General features: G+C 61.5%; 16 protein-coding genes and 1 pseudogene. 12 read left to right on the top strand and 5 right to left on the bottom strand.

The genetic code is table 11. The annotated features are described in order from the left end of the window. Positions 1-175: 175 nt before the first annotated feature. Together AC1DYF_RS21060 and AC1DYF_RS21055 are read left to right on the top strand one after the other, a co-directional pair. A pseudogene (locus AC1DYF_RS21060) lies at positions 176-647 on the top strand (class I SAM-dependent methyltransferase); the annotation flags it as partial. 155 nt (positions 648-802) lie between these two features. Then, positions 803-1,057: a hypothetical protein gene (locus AC1DYF_RS21055; protein WP_477878710.1), complete on the top strand. Its 255-nt coding sequence runs from the start codon at positions 803-805 to the stop codon at positions 1,055-1,057. Here AC1DYF_RS21055 and AC1DYF_RS21050 read toward each other — a convergent pair. The 3 genes from AC1DYF_RS21050 to AC1DYF_RS21040 all read right to left on the bottom strand — a co-directional run bounded on the left by AC1DYF_RS21050 (position 1,054) and on the right by AC1DYF_RS21040 (position 4,452). Next, positions 1,054-1,317: a hypothetical protein gene (locus AC1DYF_RS21050; protein WP_477878709.1), complete on the bottom strand. Its 264-nt coding sequence runs from the start codon at positions 1,315-1,317 to the stop codon at positions 1,054-1,056. The two genes, AC1DYF_RS21055 and AC1DYF_RS21050, sit on opposite strands and share 4 nt — an antisense overlap. A gap of 305 nt (positions 1,318-1,622) precedes the next feature. Next, on the bottom strand, positions 1,623-2,003 hold the full coding sequence (locus AC1DYF_RS21045; protein WP_477878716.1) for a response regulator: 381 nt from the start codon (positions 2,001-2,003) through the stop codon (positions 1,623-1,625). Between the two features lie 214 nt (positions 2,004-2,217). Beyond that, a complete protein-coding gene (locus tag AC1DYF_RS21040; protein WP_477878708.1) occupies positions 2,218-4,452 on the bottom strand; it encodes an MHYT domain-containing protein in 2,235 nt (744 codons plus the stop codon). Between AC1DYF_RS21040 and AC1DYF_RS21035 the strand changes: the two genes are divergently transcribed. The 3 genes from AC1DYF_RS21035 to AC1DYF_RS21025 all read left to right on the top strand — a co-directional run bounded on the left by AC1DYF_RS21035 (position 4,397) and on the right by AC1DYF_RS21025 (position 8,057). Then, positions 4,397-6,325, top strand: coding sequence for a sensor histidine kinase (locus AC1DYF_RS21035; RefSeq protein WP_477878707.1), 1,929 nt, complete (start codon positions 4,397-4,399; stop codon positions 6,323-6,325). The genes AC1DYF_RS21040 and AC1DYF_RS21035 overlap by 56 nt on opposite strands. A gap of 43 nt (positions 6,326-6,368) precedes the next feature. Next, positions 6,369-6,806 (top strand): hypothetical protein, encoded by a 438-nt coding sequence (locus tag AC1DYF_RS21030; RefSeq protein WP_477878706.1) that lies wholly within the window; start codon positions 6,369-6,371, stop codon positions 6,804-6,806. Positions 6,807-7,142: 336 nt separating this feature from the next. Further along, positions 7,143-8,057, top strand: a complete 915-nt coding sequence (locus tag AC1DYF_RS21025) for a DUF4118 domain-containing protein (protein ID WP_477878705.1) — start codon at positions 7,143-7,145, stop codon at positions 8,055-8,057. A 6-nt stretch (positions 8,058-8,063) separates the two neighbouring features. Here AC1DYF_RS21025 and AC1DYF_RS21020 read toward each other — a convergent pair whose 3' ends face one another. Both AC1DYF_RS21020 and AC1DYF_RS21015 read right to left on the bottom strand, forming a co-directional pair. Next, a complete protein-coding gene (locus AC1DYF_RS21020) occupies positions 8,064-9,989 on the bottom strand; it encodes a hybrid sensor histidine kinase/response regulator (RefSeq protein ID WP_477878715.1) in 1,926 nt (641 codons plus the stop codon). 85 nt (positions 9,990-10,074) lie between these two features. Then, the gene (locus AC1DYF_RS21015; RefSeq protein ID WP_477878704.1) at positions 10,075-11,568 is read right to left on the bottom strand and encodes an ATPase domain-containing protein; all 1,494 of its coding nucleotides are present in this window, start codon (positions 11,566-11,568) and stop codon (positions 10,075-10,077) included. 255 nt (positions 11,569-11,823) lie between these two features. Between AC1DYF_RS21015 and AC1DYF_RS21010 the strand changes: the two genes are divergently transcribed. The 7 genes from AC1DYF_RS21010 to AC1DYF_RS20980 all read left to right on the top strand — a co-directional run bounded on the left by AC1DYF_RS21010 (position 11,824) and on the right by AC1DYF_RS20980 (position 18,678). Next, positions 11,824-12,813, top strand: coding sequence for a sugar phosphate isomerase/epimerase family protein (locus AC1DYF_RS21010; protein WP_477878703.1), 990 nt, complete (start codon positions 11,824-11,826; stop codon positions 12,811-12,813). 27 nt (positions 12,814-12,840) lie between these two features. Beyond that, complete coding sequence (locus AC1DYF_RS21005; protein ID WP_477878702.1) at positions 12,841-13,887, top strand: sugar ABC transporter substrate-binding protein; 1,047 nt, start codon at positions 12,841-12,843, stop codon at positions 13,885-13,887. Between the two features lie 64 nt (positions 13,888-13,951). Then, on the top strand, positions 13,952-15,463 hold the full coding sequence (locus tag AC1DYF_RS21000; protein WP_477878701.1) for a sugar ABC transporter ATP-binding protein: 1,512 nt from the start codon (positions 13,952-13,954) through the stop codon (positions 15,461-15,463). 17 nt (positions 15,464-15,480) lie between these two features. Then, entirely contained in the window at positions 15,481-16,455 is a 975-nt protein-coding gene (locus AC1DYF_RS20995) for an ABC transporter permease (protein WP_477878700.1), read from the top strand. Continuing rightward, positions 16,452-17,324 (top strand): MurR/RpiR family transcriptional regulator, encoded by an 873-nt coding sequence (locus tag AC1DYF_RS20990; protein ID WP_477878699.1) that lies wholly within the window; start codon positions 16,452-16,454, stop codon positions 17,322-17,324. The genes AC1DYF_RS20995 and AC1DYF_RS20990 overlap by 4 nt, the downstream gene beginning before the upstream one ends. Next, entirely contained in the window at positions 17,321-18,220 is a 900-nt protein-coding gene (locus tag AC1DYF_RS20985) for a ribokinase (RefSeq protein WP_477878698.1), read from the top strand. Before AC1DYF_RS20990 ends, AC1DYF_RS20985 begins: the two co-directional genes overlap by 4 nt. 17 nt (positions 18,221-18,237) lie before the next feature. Beyond that, positions 18,238-18,678 carry an RbsD/FucU family protein gene (locus tag AC1DYF_RS20980; RefSeq protein ID WP_477878697.1) on the top strand — a complete coding sequence of 147 codons (441 nt, stop codon included), beginning with the start codon at positions 18,238-18,240 and terminating at the stop codon, positions 18,676-18,678. The last annotated feature ends 5 nt before the right edge of the window (positions 18,679-18,683 follow it).

The following is an 18,683-nucleotide window of genomic DNA, read 5'->3' as shown; positions in this document are numbered from 1 at the left end:
TGGATTGGTTCAACAATCGACGACTTCTGGAGCCCATCGGCAATATTCCGCCAGCTGAAGCCGAAGAACGATACTACGCCATGCTGGACGAACCAGCCGTGGCCGCATAACTTAAACCAAACGGTCTCCGGCAAAGCCGGGGCGGTTCACTCCTATGGACATCGGAAGAAGAGGGCGGCTCCCGTTGAAATCCGGTCAGCGCGTTCTTGATATCGGCTGCGGCCCGGGCTGGTTTTGGGCGGCAACGGCGACGCCGCTGCCGGAAAACCGGCAGGCTGACGCTCTCCGATCTTTCTCCGGGCACGGTTCAGGAAGCCGTCGAGCAATGCAAAGCCTTATCTATCGGCGACTTCAGGGGTCAGCAGGCCGATGCTGCGGCGCTGCCGTTTGCCGACGACTCCTTTGACGCGGTGATTCAATGCATATGTGCTATCACTTGCCGGACCCGTTCAAAGCCATCGCGGAAATGTATCGCGTGCTGAAGCCGGGCGGTTCCTGGCGCTAACCTCTTATCCCCCGGCGATGAAGCCGACGAGGCGCGGCTTGCCGCGTTTCCCAAGGCAATCGACGAAGCATTTCTGGCCGGCGATGGCGTGCTCGATGTCGACAAGGAAAGTGCGCTGTTTGTCAGCCACAAAACCAGCTGAATTGATCCGCCAGACCTCCGGATGGGGTCGCTAAGTTGCCGATACGCTTTCACTTGAAGCGCCCGTGCGCTGAGGGCAACAGTCGGAAAATTGTCGAAGCACCACGGAACCATTTCGAGGATAGCTGGTTGAGGCCGAAACCGATGGAGGCGCCGATGCGGGGATGGTTTGCCAGAAAATGGGTGTCGCGTGTCGAGTACGACAACACCGTCAGTGAATTTCAGCATCAAATCAACGACCTTCAGGAACAGGTGCTCCTGAACCGGCAAGCACTCGAAGCGCTGGCGCTCATGCGGTCATCCGAGCAGCTCCGGAATCCGAAGCCAGTCTGGGTGAAGCGGCGGCGAAAGCTGGTTTACCGGCACGCCCATGACAATGTGATCATCGCCAATTTCCGGGACCGCGATTAGGCGTCTTCAATCTCGCGGCCATTGTCATTGGCGGGATTCATCACGATGTCGGCAACGCGCGTCAGATGCACGTAGTGGTCTATCAGAACGATCCAACCCAAAGCGCTCGCATGGATCATGGTGCCTTCCATTTCGTCCAGGCTGAACCCGCGGTCGATGCCGTATTCTATGATAGCATCGATGGGCACACCGTCGCCGGACGGCGATCCATGCTCGGAAATATATTCCAGGATCAGGTGGAGGTGCGGGTTGGTCTTCAAGGCATTCCTTCCATACGACATGGCTTCGAAAAAGCTCCGCATGCCTGGTCAACGACCGGGCGGCACTTCCGTTCCTGTTCGGGAGGAAGCCACGGACGCGCCGCTCCGCGCAATTCGATGTCCAGGCCATCTTCGGCGCTCAAAGAGATCGTCGTGGCCCGCCTTGGATCCCTCGATGCTTTTGCGGCCTTCAGACGCTATCAGCGCAATTGAGGGGGCAGGCGCTCGAACACAATATGCGCCGCCTCACGAGGCGATGAAGTCGCCGCTGTAACGATCAATCTCGCAGCCCCATCTGCCCCGCCTCAAGCCTGAGTTCCGGATGGCCCGTCAGGAGTCGCGGCAATCGCGGGGACGGCAGCACGTGCAAGTGCTGCGGCAAGCTGGGATTCGCTGAACGGCTTGCCAAGCTGCTGGATCGCGGTCGCGGCCCGGTCGGGCAGATTGGCGTAGCCGGACACCATCAGGACGGGGGTACCGGGGTGCCGCCGCTCGACTTCGAGGATCAACTGGTAGCCGTTCATTCCCGGCATAGCGAAATCGGTCACGAGCAGATCGAATTTCCCCGAGCCGAGCTTCTGCAAGGCCTGTTCCGCCGACGTCGCCTCAGTCACCTCATGCCCGAGTTCCTCAAGCATCATCATCGTGTTCATGAGAACGAGATAATCATCATCGACGCAAAGCACGCGCAAGAAAAACTCCTAGCTCCAACCGCGGCATCGGCATTCCGCCAAACGTGTGGCGATCTCAGGGATTACCTGCCGGCGCTTTGGCCCTTTTCACGCATCTCTTATCCCGAAACCGGCTGCCGCTTTCGGGAGACATGCGTCAGCAAAAGTTCCAAACGCGCCAGAGCGCAATTGGTTCCCGACAATCCCAGGCAACAGTTGCTCAGAAATATCAGATTCTTTCGCTGGACAACAGGCGTTGCAGGGCTCTCGCCAATTGTGCAGGACCGAACGGCTTGTCGAGCGTCGGCGTGGCGCCGCGGTTGGGCAGCTCGGCATAGCCAGTGGCGATGAGAACCGGAATTGCCCGCCCGCTTCCCGTGAGACGGTGGGCCAGTTCCAGCCCCGTCATGCCCGGCATCCCCTGGTCCGTGACAATGGCATCGAAAGTGCCGTCCTTGCCGAGAATCGCCAGTGCTTCTTCGCCGCTCGAAGCTGCCTGCGCCGAATGACCCAATTCTTCCAGCATCGACACCGTGCTGAACAGAACCAGCGCATCGTCGTCGACCGCCAATATCTTCAGGCTTTTCGACGCGCCGCCGGCAATGCCTTCCGGATGGTGGGTGGGGGTGGCATCGGCGTCGGTGGCCGGCAGCCAGAGTGCCACCGTGGTGCCCCTGCCGGGAGTGCTGACCATGTCCATCCATCCGGAACTCTGTTCGACGAAACCATGCACCATCGACAGGCCCAGGCCGGTGCCTTTGGAAACGCCCTTGGTGGTGAAAAACGGGTCCGCCGCCTTTGCCAGCGTCTCCGCATCCATTCCCGTGCCATGGTCGATGACCGAGAGAACGGCGTAGTGCCCCTGGGCATCGTCGGCATGAACGCCGCGAGAGTCTCGCCTTTGCGCCGCAATCACGATCGTTCCGGCGTCGCCCAGCGCGTCGCGGGCATTGACGACGAGATTGAGCAGAGCGAGTTCGAGCTGGTGGGCGTCGACAAGCGCGACCACCGGATCGTCCGGAAGCTGGAGTTCGATCTGATGGCGCGGGCCGATGGACCTCTGCAGCAGGTTCAGCATCCCCCGCACGAGATCGCCGACATCGACGGGTTTCGGATCGAGCTTCTGGCGCCGGGCGAAGGACAGCATGCGTTGCGTCAGTGTCGCGCCGCGCGTGCCCGCTTCCATGGCGGATTCGACCAGGCGGTTCAGTGGGCTCTCGGGGCCGAGCCGTTTCTTCAGGATTTCGAGGCTGCCGATGACGACAGAGAGCAGGTTGTTGAAGTCGTGCGCCACGCCGCCCGTCAACTGGCCGACCGCTTCGAGCTTCTGGCTTTGACGGAGTGCAGCCTCTGCCCTCTTCCTGGCGGTGATGTCCACGAGGCCGCCCAGGATCAACACACTGTCGGTGCTGCGAAACACCTGCGCGGAGGTCATCACGTCCAGCTCCACACCGTCGGCTGCCTTGAAAGCGTATTCCTCCTCCGATCGGCCGGCGTCGTTCAACAGCCGCCTCAGCGCTTCAAGCCAACGTCCTGGAGAATCACCGGTCATGAAGTCTTCCAGCCGCTGCCCGACGACTGCGCTCCTCGTGGTCCGCAGGAGTGCAAGCGAAGAATTCGACACTTCGGTAAGCCGGCCTGCGGCATCCATGGAAAACAGCGGCATCGGCGTTTCGCGATAGAGCGATCGGAATCGCTCTTCGCTGGCGCGCAGTGCCTCCGCCTCGTTTGCCGCAAGATGGGCAAAGCGCCGATCGGCGATCGACGCGACAAGCGCCAGCGCCAGAATGAAGAAGGTTGTCAATGCCACCCCTGCCGCCAGTCCCGGCTGGCTTATGCCGGTAAAGCCGCGCGTCGCGCCGGGCATTGTCATCGGGGTGTAAGAGGCCGCCATCATGCCCGCATAGTGCATCCCGGCAATTGCGGCTCCCATGAAGATGGAAGCGACAATGCGCTGCAACGCCCCAGTGCGCGCGAAAGACACCCAGAGTGCTGCCATGGAAGCGCCGATGGCGATGAGGATCGATATCGACACCCAGGTCGCGTCATAGAAGAGCGTTGCCGGCATGCTCATCGCCGCCATTCCGGTATAGTGCATTCCGGCGATGCCGGCGCCCATCAGGGCGCCGCTGAGCGGCAGTGACCAGGCTCTATGACCATGGCGGGCGACCACCAGGAAGCCTATGCCGGTCACCGCGATGGCAAGCGCCAGCGAAAGCAGCGTCAGACCGACGTCATAGGAGGCCTGCATGCCTGGAACGCTGAATGCCAGCATGGCGACGAAGTGCATCGACCAGATGCCTCCTCCCATGGCAAAGGCCGCCGCACAAAGCCATGCCGCCCAGTTCTCGCTCGAGCGTGCGGCGTTCATCCGCCCCGCAAGGTCGAGCGCGGTATAGGAGGCCGCGATGGCGATCATGATCGAAAGCAGGACGAGCGTCGGGTCCAGTGTGCCGGTGGTCATGCGTGATTCACTCCTCGCGCAGAAGTACCCGATCCGGCGTGCAGATTCCATAGCGATGAAGCCGGCGGACCGGGCGAATGGTCGGCCTCCGCAATGTCCGGACGAATACCGGACCGTGACATCGCCCAGCATTGCCTTTCCAGCAGACGCATGCGATGTCTCGCGCATCACGGAGACAACGGCCATTACATCGAGGTCCTCACTCTCGTTTCGCCTGTTCGCCCTGGTGCTCGCCGCCATGCTGCCGCTCGTCGCGATTCTGTTCTGGAACCTCTATTCGATTCGCGCAGCGAAAGAGCGGGAGGTGCATGCGGAAGCTTTCCGCGTCGGCCAGCTCGCGGCTCTTGAAATGCAGCATCTGCTGGATGGCTTCGAAAATACGCTGTCGGCGATCTCGGTCGCTCCAGCCGTCCAGAGCATCGACCCAGTGAGCTGCAACCAATATGTCGCTCGTGTCGCCAAGCATCTGCCGCAGTTCGCCGGCATCGCCGTGCTTGACGCGCAAGGGATCATTCGCTGCCGCCAGGAGCCGGCGGGCATAGGCGTCTCGCTCGTCGACAAGAACTATGTCCAGGGCGCTCTCAAGGGCAGGTTCTCGGTGGGCGAATACAGCATTGGCCGGGTGAGCAAAAAACCGATCCTGGCAGTGGCGGTTCCGGTGCAGGACGACGATGGCAAGACCATCGGCGCCGTCGCGGCCTCGCTGGACCTCAATTGGCTCGATCGCAGGCTCGCCGGGCGCAGTTACGCCCGCGACAGCAATCTCACCGTTGCCGACCGCACCGGCGTCATCCTCGCGCGTCATCCCACTCCGGAAAAATTCGTCGGCACCCGTATCCCCGAGCCGTATCAATCACTCGTTCACGCCGAAGCGCCGGGGACGATCGAGCTGATAAGCCAGGACGGGACGCGGCGCATCCTGGCTTATTTTCCACCCTCGGCGGCCCAGCCGGGTCTCTATGTCAGCGTCGGCCTTTCGACCACCGACGAATATGCGTCAGTGACGAAGGCGACATATTACGGCCTCGCCGTCACCGCGGTCGCCGGCGGGATCGCGCTGCTGCTGGCAAGCCTGACGGGACGCCACTCGATCCGGCGCCCGGTCGAACGCCTGCTTGCGACCGTGGAGGCCTGGCGCGGCCAGGACGAAAGCGCCCGAACCGGCATGGACCCGAAGAGCGGCGAATTCGGACGCCTGGGCGCGGCAATCGACGCCTATATGGACGAACTCGTCCTCGCCCGGGAGCAGCGCCGGCAGGACGAGGAGCAGCGCGAGCTTCTCGTCGGCGAGCTGGACCACCGGGTCAAGAACCTGCTGGCGACAGTGCAGGCCGTCGCCAGGCAATCATTCAAATCGGCCGGCCTCGACGCGTCGGTGCTTGAAACCTTCAATCAGCGACTGACCGCGATGGGCGAAGCGCATTCCTTGCTGATGAAAGGGCAATGGCAGTCGGCAGCGCTCAGCGAACTGGTCGAAACGTCGATCCGCCCGTTCGACAATGCCGCGTCATCGCAATTCCTGGTCTCCGGTCCTGAGCTGAGGATAAATTCGCGCGCGACGCTGGCACTCGGGATGGCTCTCCACGAGCTCTGCACCAACGCGGTCAAATATGGCGCGCTTACCAGAGAAAACGGCCGTGTCGACATCGCCTGGCGCATCGAAAACGGAGACGGCGGGGACCGCCTGACCTTCCAATGGCGCGAAAAGGATGGACCACCTGTGGTTGCTCCGGAGGGCAGCGGCTTCGGATCGACGATGATCGAGCGCATGCTCAGCCGCCAGGTCGGCGGCGAGGTCGAAACCAGCTATGAACCGGATGGGTTCAAGTTTGCCTGGCAGGTCGCGGTCACGGCCGTCGAGATGGACGGCTGACTGGGGGCTCGCTGCCGGCAAGGAGCCCGACGGCGTCGCGGCGATGGATACCAACCGCACAGGCGGTTTCTGCGGCTCGCTGGCCGACTTCTTCTTCCCGGCGGAGAACCGTGAAGTCTATGCCGAGGGCCTGCGCCGCGGCGACTTGCTCGTGACCGTCACGGACCTGGACACGACGCAACACCAGATCGCCCTCGACATTCTCGACGACCAAGGCTCGATCGATGTCGACGAATGGACAGACAGCTGGCGCGCCGAAGGTTGGACGCCCAGCGCCACCGCCGAAAGCGACCAGATCGCCAATGCCGCTCGCGCCCGCGATGCCGCCGACGAAGGCGTTGCCTCCTTCAGCGCTGGTCGCACCACGACCAGTGAACGCGTGCAAGGCGTCCGCGACGCGCGAGTCGTGGGATCGCGGGCCCGGTCCTATGTTTATGACAAGTCGGACGGGCGCAACCTGGGGGAGCCGCCGCGCGCCTGAATTCGGCGTGATGGGGCTTCGAATTCTTCCATCCGCCCGTGGAAGTCCGAGGTCCGATGGGAGCCGCGCTCGCTTGGCTGAATCCAGGCGGCGCGGAGCGGCGCTTTTCAATATGAGCAATCGGCGCCGGCAGAACGTTTATCATTTCCTTATGGACAAAGGCTCAAAGACATCTCGAACCCTTATTTTCACGTTCATATCTAAGTGTCAGGCTCGCACGCTTTGTCGTGCGCGAGCACTCGACATTTGTCCGTGGGGCTGCCGCGCGCGCCCGAAGGCACGGACCGCTGCGATTGCTGGCCCGGGATTACAGCGGCATGAAAAGGAGATGATCCGATGCCCAAGGCACATATGAGAGCCGATCGCGACGATCGGTGGCTTGCGGCTTCCGAACCTTTGCCGCATCACACACAGTCGGTCGCCGGCGCTGCTCTCGGCTATCTCGCCTCGATTGCGATGACCGCGGCGGCGACACTGATCGCCATCGGTCTCGACAGCGGCATGACAATCCCCAACCTGTCCCTGGTATTTGTCGTGCCGGTGATCATAGCAGGGATCAGTTTCGGCCTGGGACCATCTGTTGTCGCGGCCGTGCTTGGCGCGATTTCCTACAATTTCTTCTTCACCGCGCCACGCTACTCGCTGATGGTTACCGACCCGGCGAATATCTGGGCGATCGCATTGCTGCTTGTCGTCGGCGGCATCGTCAGCACCATAGCCTTCACTGCACGCCGGAGGGCGGCGGATGACGCAAGCCTCAAACAGCGTATCGCCGTCCTGCAGCGCTACAGCCACGACATTGCAACCGCCACCGATGTGGCCGAGATCGTTTCGATCACGTCCGAGGCCCTTGCATCGGCTTTTCAAGCGCCGGCGGCGGCCATGTTGATCACGAAGGACGATGTGGTTTTGCTCAAATCGGCCGGTCGTCCCCAGCCGAAGGTGGCGGAATTCGAAGCCGCGCGGGCATCCCTGGCAAGCGGGGTCGTGGTGCGAGCGCGAACCTTTCCTGCCCTGGACTCGCGTTTCGACTTCTGGCCCGTACCGACTGCGCTGCAGGAAGGCGTCGTCATCGGTCTGGCATTCGACCACAATGCCCGTCCCCCGATGCAAGACGAATTGGTGGACATTATCAGGGGCAGCCTGGCGCTCGCACTCGACCGCATGCATTTTCGCCTACGTCAACAGCAGACGGCGCCCGGAGAACCATCTATGACCGATGCGAAATCTTTACGAGGAAAACCTCTGTAACCGGCTCTACTGTGCATCACCAAGCACCTTGCCGATCTCAATCTCCAGCTGTTCCTGCGAATAGGGCTTTCCCAGTCTAGGCAAATCAACGTTCGATCCTGGGGGGAGATCGGCATATCCGGTTGCCAAAAGAATCGGCAGGTTGGGCCTCAATTTACGAGCGGCAATTGCCAGCTGCGCCCCATTCATTCCCGGCATCGAGTAATCCGAAATCATCAGGTCGATCTGGGCGTCACCCGACAAAATCTCCAGCGCGTCCGCACCTGAATTCGCCTCGAGGACGTGATGGCCGAGGTCCTCGACCATGTCGACCGTGCTCATTGAGATCAACACATCGTCGTCGACGWTCAGGATCGTGGCGGCAGATTTGACATGTACGGGCTGCGGGTTGGTTTCGTGCGGCAATTCAATCTCCAATTCGGTGGCGGGAAACCATAGTTCCGCGGTCGTCCCGACGCCGACTTCGCTTTTCAGTTTAAGCGCGCCTTGCAGCTGCAGCGCAAGGCCGTGGATCATCGACAAGCCGAGGCCGGTCCCTTTGCCGAGTTCCTTCGTCGAAAAGAACGGGTCGATGGCGCGCTGCAGCGTTTCTGCATCCATCCCACAGCCATTGTCGGCGACGCTGAGGCAGAGATAGCGACCCTGAGGAAGATCCTCGCGCGGCTTGGCATTTTGCTCGTCCCGCAAAGATATCTCGATGGCCCCACCGCCCGGCATCGCATCGCGGGCGTTGACGACCAGGTTCAGCAAGGCGAGTTCAACCTGATTGCCGTCTGCGAGCGCCCGTGGCAATTCATTCGGAATGCGCGTGCTGATCTCGACAATGCTGCCAACCGAGCGGGCGAGCAGGTCCCGCATGCTTTCCACGAGTTCGCCGAGGTCGGTAGGAGCGATCTCAAGCTCCTGCCGTCTTGCAAAGGCGAGCAGGCGCTGGGTCAATGACGCGCCCCGCCGCGCGCCCTGCAAAGCCCCCTCGATGAGCCTCGCAGACTTGGGGTCGTCAGCTAGATTTTTCCGCAGCAGGTCCAGATTGCCGAGCACTACCATCAACAGATTGTTGAAATCGTGTGCAACTCCGCCGGTCAGCTGTCCGATGGCCTCGAGCTTCTGCGACTGACGCAGTTTGGCCTCTGCATTCGCACGTTGGCTGACCTCCTCGCGCAGCGCCCGGGTGCGCTCCTCCACTCTTTGCTCGAGAGTCTCGTTCAAACGACGGAGATCGGCTTCGGCGCGTTTGCGGGGCGTCACATCCGAAGACACGCCCACGACGCGTATCGGGCGACCATCCCGGCCCTTGACAAGGCGACCACGCATCTCGACCCAGTGCTCACTGCGATCCGGCCATATCGTGCGGAACTCGATCAGGAAATCGTCGTCTGTCGAAATCGTCAACGATATGGAGCTGAGCAGGTTGGTTCGATCCTGGAAATGAATCGCACCGGCCATCTGGCCGAAGGTGAACGCATCGTCTCCGACATGCCCGAACATCTGCCGGAACTCAGGCGAAGTGTTCAGTCCGCGTCCCTCGATGTCAAGTTGCCAGGTTCCGAGTTGACCCGCCTGCAGAGCCGTCTTCAAACGCAGCTCGCCCTCGTGCAGCTCCTCGATCCGGCTGCGCGCCTCGTATTGACGACGCCTGTTGCGCAGTGCCGAATGGACGACGCTGACGAATGTCGTCGGGTGAAACGGTCGTTCAAGGAAAGTGACGTTCCCCAATGCTTCGGCAATGCGGGCGGCGGCTGGATTTCGCTCAGGCCCTGCGCCGCGATGCGTCAGCACGATGAATGGAAGATCGGACCAAGTTGGCTGTGCCGCGACCCAACTATGGATCGGCTGGAGATTGCTGGACCGGAGCGTTTCTTCGACAAGAACGACGAATAGCGTGTTATCGGAGATATGGGTCTCCAGGTCGTGCAGACAAGCCATGATCATCGATTGCACCTGTGCCTCCCCAAGCAGGGATGCCGCCACGGCACTGTCGCGCCCGTCGGGTGCATAGATGAGCGCGACGCGTGGGTCAGAAATTGGAGTCGTCCTCCTTGAGAAGCGGTCCTTGTGCGCCGACGAATGTCGGAACCCCTCGTAGCACGCCCTGGAATTTGTCGAGCGGTTCGCCGAGCGTCAGCCCTCCCTTGCCGATCATGAACTCCCGGATCGTGTCTTCGTGTGAACCGGTGCGTTTTTTGATCACTGAAACGGCGCGCCGGACCCTGCCGAGAGCCTCGAAATAGCGGAGGAGCACGACCGTGTCGGCAAGGTAGGTTAGATCGATCGGCGATTTCATGTCCCCGACCAGCCCGTGTTGGGCGACTGTCAGGAACGTATTCGCGCCTTGGCGATTGAGGTATTGCAAAAGCTCATGTATGTGCAGGATGACGGAGCTCTCTTCGGGCATTGAAGCCTGATAGCCATTGATGCTGTCGATCACCACGGTTTTGGCCTGGGCCTCGTCGACATGTTTTCGCACTCTGTGCGCGAATTCACCTGGTGAAAGCTCGGCGGCGTCCAACTGCTCGATGTGCAGCTTGCCGCTGTCGCGCATCGCCTCCAGGTCGATCCCGATCCCTCGCATCCGATTGGACAACAAGCCAAGCTCCTCGTCGAAGATGAAGACGGCGGCATTTTCCCCACGAGCAACCGCTGCGGCTGCAAACTGTAACGTGAAAAGTGTCTTGCCGGTTCCTGCCGGGCCAAGGACAAGCGTGCTCGATCCTTGTTCGATGCCACCGCCGAGCAAGGCATCCAATTCCGCGATGTCGCTTGTGGTTGGATAGCGCTCGAAACTGGAGCGATGTTCGATCGACCTGAGGCGTGGGTAGACCATGACGCCGCCGGTCTCGATCTTGAAGTCATGATAGCCGCCCCGGTAAGATTGGCCGCGGTACTTCATGATCCTCAACCGCCGACGTTCGGCGCCATAATCCGGCGTGAGTTCATCGAGATGGATCACGCCGTGAACGACGCTGTGCACCGTCTTGTCGAACGTGTCGGATGTCATGTCGTCGAGCAACAGCACGGTCGAGCCCTGGCGGGCGAAGAAATGCTTCAAAGCGAGAATTTGGCGGCGATAGCGGAGCGAGCTCTGCGCCAGAAGCCTGATTTCGGACAAACTATCCAAGACGACGCGCATCGGCTGCAATCTTTCGAATTGTTCGAAAATCAGCTTGGTGGTTTCGCCCAGCTCAAGGTCCGACGAATAGAGCAGGCTCTGCTGGTGATCGGGGTCGAGCAGGCTTTCGGGCGGAACCAGCTCGAAAATCGTGACATTTCCGTTGATTTCCATGCCATGCGAGGCGGCGCCTTCCCTGAGTTCGCTTTCGCTCTCGGACAAGGTGATGTAGAGGCATCTCTCCCCCTGTCGTGCGCCATTCAGCAGGAAGTGGAGGGCAATGGTCGTCTTGCCGGTTCCAGGATTGCCTTCCAAAAGAAATACGTGGCCTTTTGCCAGTCCGCCTCCCAGGATGTCGTCCAACCCGGCGACGCCGGTGCTTGCGTTTTTGTTCGACGTCATTTCTGCCCCTTCCGAAAGCTGAAAAATATCTCCGCTTAAACAAATCCACAGATGCGTTTGTCTGTTCCAATCCAGATAAAATTCTGTTGGCGGCCATGGGCTCGATCAACAGCGGCGCACCCGCAAACCCGATAACCGCCGCATTCACATTTTGCAGCGCAGCATACAATTTCCGTAAGGTAAGGCTAATTTCCACTTTACAAATACTCAATTATCTGTGAAGTAGTGCATAACTTCACAGATGGGAATGAAATTTTGAACCCGACACGCTTCGCCACCCGCCTCAACTCCTTTGCTTCAGGCGCCCACCTCGAATGGCCTAGCCAGTCCGGAAGGCCCAGCATGATGCAAATGGCCGAGCGGGCAGCACGCGTGGAAGGCCTGACCGATCTCGATCTAAACTACCCCGACCATGTCGACGAAAATCCTGCGGAACTCGCTCGAAAACTGGGTGATATCGGTCTTTCGATCAATGGCTTTGCCATGCGTTACTACACCAATCCGGCATTCAAGCTTGGGGCTTTCACGCATCCGGATGCCTCGGTGCGGCGCGAAGCGATCGACATGACGAAGAAGGGCATCGACGACGCCCGCGCCGCAGGGTCCAGTCTGATGACCATCTGGCTCGGCCAGGACGGCTTCGATTATGCCTTCCAGGGCAATTACGATCGCATGTTGCAACACGAAATTGATGGAATTCGTGAAGTTTGTATGCATGATCCGGATTGCCTAGTCTCGATCGAATACAAGCCCAACGAGCCGCGCTCCTATAGCCTCATGCCGGATGCGGCCACCACGCTGCTGGTTATCAAGGAAGTCGGGGCGAACAATCTCGGCGTCACGCTCGACTTCGCCCACGTCCTTTACGCCGATGAGCAGCCGGCTTTCGCCGCAGCCCTGATCGCCCGCCATAGCCGGCTGATGGGTGTCCACCTCAACGACGGCTACGCCAAGCGCGACGACGGCCTGATGGTCGGCGCGGTGCATTCGCTGCAGACCATCGAGCTTCTACGCCAGATCCGCCGGGACGGCTATGACGGCGCGATTTATTTCGACACGTTTCCCGATCTGACCGGGCTCGACCCGGTGCATGAATGCGAGGTCAACATCAAGACCGTCCGACGGATGTTGAAGGTCGTCGACCGCCTCGAGCAGGACAATCGCCTGACTGCCGCGATTGACCGACAGGACGCCGTTTCCACGCACGCCATCGTCCAGGAACTGATGTTCGGCGCGGAAAACTGAACCACCTCAACCCCTTGGGAGGATACCATGAAGAGATTTCTTGCCGCGGCTTTCGCCGCCACCCTTTGTGCTGGCTTCGCCACAGCACAAGACCTGAAACCGCTGAATTCCGACTCCGAGCCGGACCGCATGGACTGGTCGCAGCTCGAAGCCAAATACGGCGCGCTTCCGGCTGTTGAAAAAGGCCTGAAGGTCGGCGGCGTGTCCAAGACGCTCACCAATGAATATTGGCGCTCGCTCGGCGAAGGCTACCAGAAATTCGCCGACAAGATCGGTGCGACGGTCGCCTATCAGGCGGCACAGAGCGAAGGCGACCAGCTCGGCCAGCTGACGATCGCCGAAGGCATGGTGACGCAGGGCTACAAGGTGCTGCTGCTGTCGCCGCAGACCGACGCCAACCTCCAGCCGGTCATGGAAGAAGCCAAGGCCGCAAACGTGCCGGTCGTCAACGTCAATGACGCCGTGATCCCGCAGGCCGAGCATTATGTCGGCAATGTTCAACGTGACAACGGCGTGCGCGTTGCCAAGTGGTTCCTCGAAAACCGCAAGGATGGCGGCAAGGTCGCCATCATCGAAGGCCAGGCCGGTGTCTATGCCGCCGTGCAGCGCACCGACGGCTTCAAGAAGACCATCGAGAAAGGCGGCAAATTCCAGGTCGTCGCCAGCGTTCCGGGCAACTGGGATCGCCAGACATCGTATGACGCGGCGACCACCATCCTGCAGCAGCATCCCGACCTCGTCGGCTTCTACTGCAACAATGACGGCATGGCGCTCGGCGTGGTCGAGGCGGTGAAGGCCGCCGGCCTGCAGGGCAAGGTCGTGGTGTTTGGCACTGACGGTATTTCCGATGCCTACAAGTCGATTGCCGCCGGCGAACTGACCGGCACCGTCGACAGCTTCCCGGTCCTGACCGGCGAAGTGGCGATGGAAACCGCGCTGCGCCTGGTTTCCGGCCAGAAGCTGCCGCGCGTCGTCGCCACCCCGCAGGCGTTGATCACTGCCGACAACTACAAGCAGTTCCAGGGCACTCCGGACGAAGTCCGCGCCGTGCTGATGGAGGCTGCCGGCAAGTAATCCGCCTCCCAAGCGGGACGGCCGGCATGTCCGGCCGTCCGAACTCTCACGAGGTCACCTTTCCATGGCAAGTCCCAGACTGGCGTTCGACAACATCTCCAAGGTGTTTCCCGGCGTAAAGGCGCTCTCCGACGTCTCCTTCGAGGTCGCGCCCGGCGAAATCCACGCGCTGCTCGGCGAGAACGGCGCCGGCAAATCGACGCTGCTGCGCATTCTCTCGGGCGTGTTCCGTCCGACGGCAGGCGAGGTCCGTGTCGACGGCACGCCATACAACTTCCGCAAGCCCGAGAATGCCCGCCAGGCCGGGATCGCCATGATCCATCAGGAACTGCAACAGGTGCCGCACCTGACCGTGGCGCAGAACATGTTTCTCGGTCATTCGCTGACGCGCGCCGGCGGCCTGCTGGTCGATCGCCGCGAACAGGAACGCCGGGCCGCCGAGGCGCTGGCCGCCATCGATCCGATGATCGATCCGGCGGCGTCGATATCGACGCTCAAGGTGGCGCAGCGCCAGGTCGTCGAGATCGCCCGCGCCCTTCTCGACAAGGCGAAGATCGTTGCCATGGACGAGCCGACGTCGAGCCTGACGCCCAGCGAGTTCGACAGGCTGGCCGAGGTCATCGAACGTCTGGCGGCGAGCGGCGTCTCGATCATCTATGTGTCCCACAAGATGGACGAGGTCTTCCGTGTCTGCCAGCGTGCCACGGTCATGCGTGACGGCAAGGTGGTCGGCAGCAATGTCGATCTGAAGAAAACCGCGCCCGACGATGTCATCGCCATGATGGTCGGCCGCGAGCTGCTGGTCGAGGCGCATCATGCGTATGCCACGCCGACCGTCAGCGTCGAGGTCCGCAACCTCTCGTCCCATCGCGTCCGCGACATCTCCTTCGACCTGCACAGAGGCGAAGTCCTCGGCGTGGCGGGCCTGGTCGGCTCCGGCCGCACCGAACTTCTCAGGGCGCTTTCCGGCGCCGACAAGGTGGTGGCGGGCACGGTCAAGATCGACGGCAAGCCGCTGATGCTCTCCAATCCCCGTACCGCGATCGCCGCGGGCATCGGCCTGCTTCCCGAAGAGCGCAAGCGCGAGGGCATCATTCCCGGCCGCTCGGTCACCAGCAACATGGCGCTGCCGTCGCTCGGTCGTTTCTCCAAGGCCGGTATCATCAACCATCGCAAGGTCAGGCGCACTGCCGAAGATCTGCTCAGGCGCGTCAATCTCAGGCCGTTCCTGCTCGACCGCCAGATCAGGCTGTTTTCCGGCGGCAACCAGCAGAAGGCGATCATTGCCCGCTGGCTCGCGGCCGGCTCGCGCATCCTACTATTCGACGAGCCGACACGCGGCATCGATGTCGGCGCCAAATCGGAGATCTACCACCTGATCGAAGAACTCGCCGCCGAAGGCCATTCGGTGATCGTCGTGTCCTCCGAACTTCCGGAAGTCATGCGGGTCTCCGATCGGGTGCTCGTCATGCGCGATGGCGCCGTCGTCGCCGAACTCGGCCGCGACCAGCTGTCCGAGGAAACAATCGTCTCTCACGCCGTCGGCACGGCCGACCGCCGCATCGACGCGGCATGACCAACAGGAACCACCCCATGTCTGACACGACACATACTGCAGCCGTGCCTTCGTCCAACCTTTTCGCATCGTTCTCCCTGCGCGATGCCGGCACGCTGATCGGGCTGGTCGCGATCGTGGTGATCTTCGGATTGCTGGCCCCGGACTTCCTGTCACAGCGCAATTTGCTCAACATCCTGCAGCAGTCGAGCATCAATGCCTGTCTGGCGCTCGGGATGACGCTGGTCATCATCTCCGGCGGCATCGACCTGTCGGTCGGTCCGACCGCGGCGATCGCGGCGGTCATCTCCGCCACACTCTTGGTGGCGGGTGTGCCGATCCCGCTTGCGATCCTTGCCGGCCTCGGCATCGGCGTGGTCTGCGGCCTCGTCAACGGCGTCCTCGTCGCTTATGTCGGCCTGCAGCCGTTCATCGTGACACTCGGCACGCTCAGCACCTATCGTGCCATTGCGCTGATCTACACCGGCGGCAATCCGGTGCTCGGCGTGCCCCAAGGTTTCCGCGCGCTGTTCAACGGATCGCTGTCGGGCATCCCGAATTCGGTGGTCATGGTTGCGGTCGTGGCGCTGCTTGCCTGGGTCCTGCTCAAGAAGACCCCGCTCGGCGAATATCTGCTCGCCGTCGGCGGCAACGAGGAAGCCGCTTATATCGCGGGCGTTCCGATCGCCGTCACAAAGATCACCGCCTATGTCATCTCCGGCACGCTTGCCGCGCTCGCTTCGATGATCCTCATCGGCCGTCTGGGTGCCGCCGAGCCGATCCTCGGCAATCTCTGGGAATTGGATGCGATCGCGGCGTCTGCGATCGGCGGAGCCTCGCTGATGGGCGGCAAGGGCAGCGTCATTGGCACGATCCTCGGCGCGATCATTCTCGGCAGCATGCGCAACGGATTGACGCTGATGAACGTGCAGGCCTTCTACCAACTTCTGGCCACTGGCCTTATTATCCTTGTCGCGATGATGATCGATCGCGTCACAAGGGGAAGAGGATGAATTCTGCACATGATCCCAAGGCGGTAGGCCCGCGCATCCGGATGATGATGCCGCAGCTTACGCCTCTGGAGGCGCGGGTGGTGGAGACGGTGTTCGGACTGCGCGATTTCTCCGAGGAGACCGCGCTCAAGGACATCGCCGAGGAAGCCGGCGTGTCGGAGGCGATGGTGGTGAAGATCGCCAAGAAGCTCGGCTTCGGTGGGTATCGCGATTTCCGTTCCGCCGTATCGAGCTACAATAGGCTGCCCACGGCCGAGATGCATCAGGAGCTTTCCGTCGAGGATAGCTCGCGCGAGATCATCCAGAAGGTGTTCCGGACATCCATCCATGCGCTTGAGGAAACGATGGCGATATTGGACATCGAAGCCTTCGACAGGGCATCGGCACTGATCGCCCAGGCGCGCCAGAGGGATTTTTATGGGGTCGGAGGTTCCGCCCAGATCGCGCGCGACGTGGCGCACAAGTTCCTCCGGATCGGTGTGAGGGCGACGGTGCAGGACGACTCGCACATGATGCTGATGTCGGCCTCGCTGCTCGGGCCGGACGACGTCGCCATCGGGTTCTCGCATTCCGGCAACACCACGGCCGTCATCGACGCCGTGCAGCTTGCGCGCAAGAGCGGCGCCAGGACGATCGCGATCACCAATTACGGCGGCTCGCCGCTGGCGCAGGTCGCCGACATCGTGCTCTGCTCGACAGCGCAGGGATCGCCGCTGATGGGCGAGAACGCCGCCGCACGGATAGCGCAGCTCAACATCCTCGACGCGCTCTTCGTTGCCGTGGCGCAACGCGACTACGGAGCTGCGGAACGCAACCTCGGCAAGACGATGTCCGCGGTGACATCGAAACGAAAGGACAAAATCGTATGAGCGCGACCGCCCCCACAGTGATCGTTTTCGGCAGCCTGCATTACGACATCATGGTCCGCGGCCCGGCGCGGCCGCGGAAAGGCGAGACCGTGACCGGCACAGCCTGGTATCCAAACTGCGGCGGCAAAGGTGGCAACCAGGCCGTCTCGGCGGCGAAGACTGGGATCAGGACTTCCATGATCGGGGCAGTGGCAGACGACGCCTTTGGGGTGGCTCTGCTTGGCAATCTCCATCGCGGCGGGGTTGACAGACAGTTCGTGAAGACGGTGTCCAACGTCGGCAGCGGCATGAGTGTCGCGATCTTCGACAGCGACGGAGATTACGGCGCCGTGATCGTTTCCGGCAGCAACCTGACGCTAGAACAAGCGGATGTGGATGCCGCTGCCGAACTGTTTTCCCCAGACGGCGTCCTGATATTGCAGAATGAAGTCCCGGACGCCGCCAATGTCGCTGCCGCCAAGGCGATGAAGGCGGCTGGCGGCCAGGTGGTGCTGAATGCCGCGCCTGCGCGTGACGTCTCCTCCGATTTGGCAGCGCTTGTCGATATCCTTGTTGTCAACGCAATCGAGGCCGAGCAGCTCACAGATACGGCTGTGTTTGATACGTTGGAAGGCGCGCTCGAAGCTGCCCGGCTTCTGACGAAATCCTATCCGATCGCCGTCGTCACCGCCGGAGGCGCAGGCGTCGCCTATGCCACGCGATCGGGAGAAGAAGCCATGATCGAGGCGGTCAAGGTCAAGTTGGTCAGCACGCACGGTGCCGGCGACGAGTTCACGGGAGTGCTGGCTGCCGAGATCGCGAGGGGCGCCAAAATCGAAGCAGCGTTGCGGGCTGCGAACAAGGCGGCGGCGGTGCTTGTCAGCACGCCTCGCCAAGACCATGACAGAGCCGCTTGACGGGAAAGGACAGACGAATGCTCAGGGGTATCGACCCAGTCATCAACGCCGAACTGATCTATGTGCTGATGCTGATGGGTCATGGCGACGAACTGGTCATCTGCGACGTCAACCATCCTGCTCAAACCATTGCAAAGGAAACGACTTACGGAAAGATCGTCGACGTTTCGGGATGCGGCATCGCGCGCGCACTCGAGGCGATCCTGAAACTGTTTCCACTGGACACCTTTGTCGAAGCGCCGGTGAAGAGAATGCAGGTGGTTGGCGATCCGGAAAGGCAGATGCCCATCTTCAAGGAGGTTCAGGACCTCGTCGAGGCTGCGCACGGGAGTGCAGCGACAATCCACGCTCTTGAGCGGTTCGCCTTCTATGAGGCCGCCAGAAAATCCTTCGTCGTCGTTCGCACCTCCGACCCAGGCCCTTACGGCTGCTTCATCCTGAAGAAGGGTGTGATCTAACGCAG

The organism is Rhizobium sp. P2_G9, from assembly GCF_056403475.1.
Note: the sequence above shows the minus strand (reverse complement) of the source record. Positions and strands in the feature narration are given on the sequence as shown.

Excerpts from the sequence above, each read along its gene's own strand:
- AC1DYF_RS21055 (WP_477878710.1), top strand. The coding sequence starts at position 803 with ATGCGGGGATGGTTTGCCAGAAAATGGGTGTCGCGTGTCGAGTACGAC.
- AC1DYF_RS21035 (WP_477878707.1), top strand. The coding sequence starts at position 4,397 with ATGGCGATCATGATCGAAAGCAGGACGAGCGTCGGGTCCAGTGTGCCG.
- AC1DYF_RS21040 (WP_477878708.1), bottom strand. The coding sequence starts at position 4,452 with ATGACCACCGGCACACTGGACCCGACGCTCGTCCTGCTTTCGATCATG.
- AC1DYF_RS21030 (WP_477878706.1), top strand. The coding sequence starts at position 6,369 with ATGGATACCAACCGCACAGGCGGTTTCTGCGGCTCGCTGGCCGACTTC.
- AC1DYF_RS21025 (WP_477878705.1), top strand. The coding sequence starts at position 7,143 with ATGCCCAAGGCACATATGAGAGCCGATCGCGACGATCGGTGGCTTGCG.
- AC1DYF_RS21015 (WP_477878704.1), bottom strand. The coding sequence starts at position 11,568 with ATGACGTCGAACAAAAACGCAAGCACCGGCGTCGCCGGGTTGGACGAC.
- AC1DYF_RS21005 (WP_477878702.1), top strand. The coding sequence starts at position 12,841 with ATGAAGAGATTTCTTGCCGCGGCTTTCGCCGCCACCCTTTGTGCTGGC.
- AC1DYF_RS21000 (WP_477878701.1), top strand. The coding sequence starts at position 13,952 with ATGGCAAGTCCCAGACTGGCGTTCGACAACATCTCCAAGGTGTTTCCC.
- AC1DYF_RS20995 (WP_477878700.1), top strand. The coding sequence starts at position 15,481 with ATGTCTGACACGACACATACTGCAGCCGTGCCTTCGTCCAACCTTTTC.
- AC1DYF_RS20990 (WP_477878699.1), top strand. The coding sequence starts at position 16,452 with ATGAATTCTGCACATGATCCCAAGGCGGTAGGCCCGCGCATCCGGATG.
- AC1DYF_RS20985 (WP_477878698.1), top strand. The coding sequence starts at position 17,321 with ATGAGCGCGACCGCCCCCACAGTGATCGTTTTCGGCAGCCTGCATTAC.
- AC1DYF_RS20980 (WP_477878697.1), top strand. The coding sequence starts at position 18,238 with ATGCTCAGGGGTATCGACCCAGTCATCAACGCCGAACTGATCTATGTG.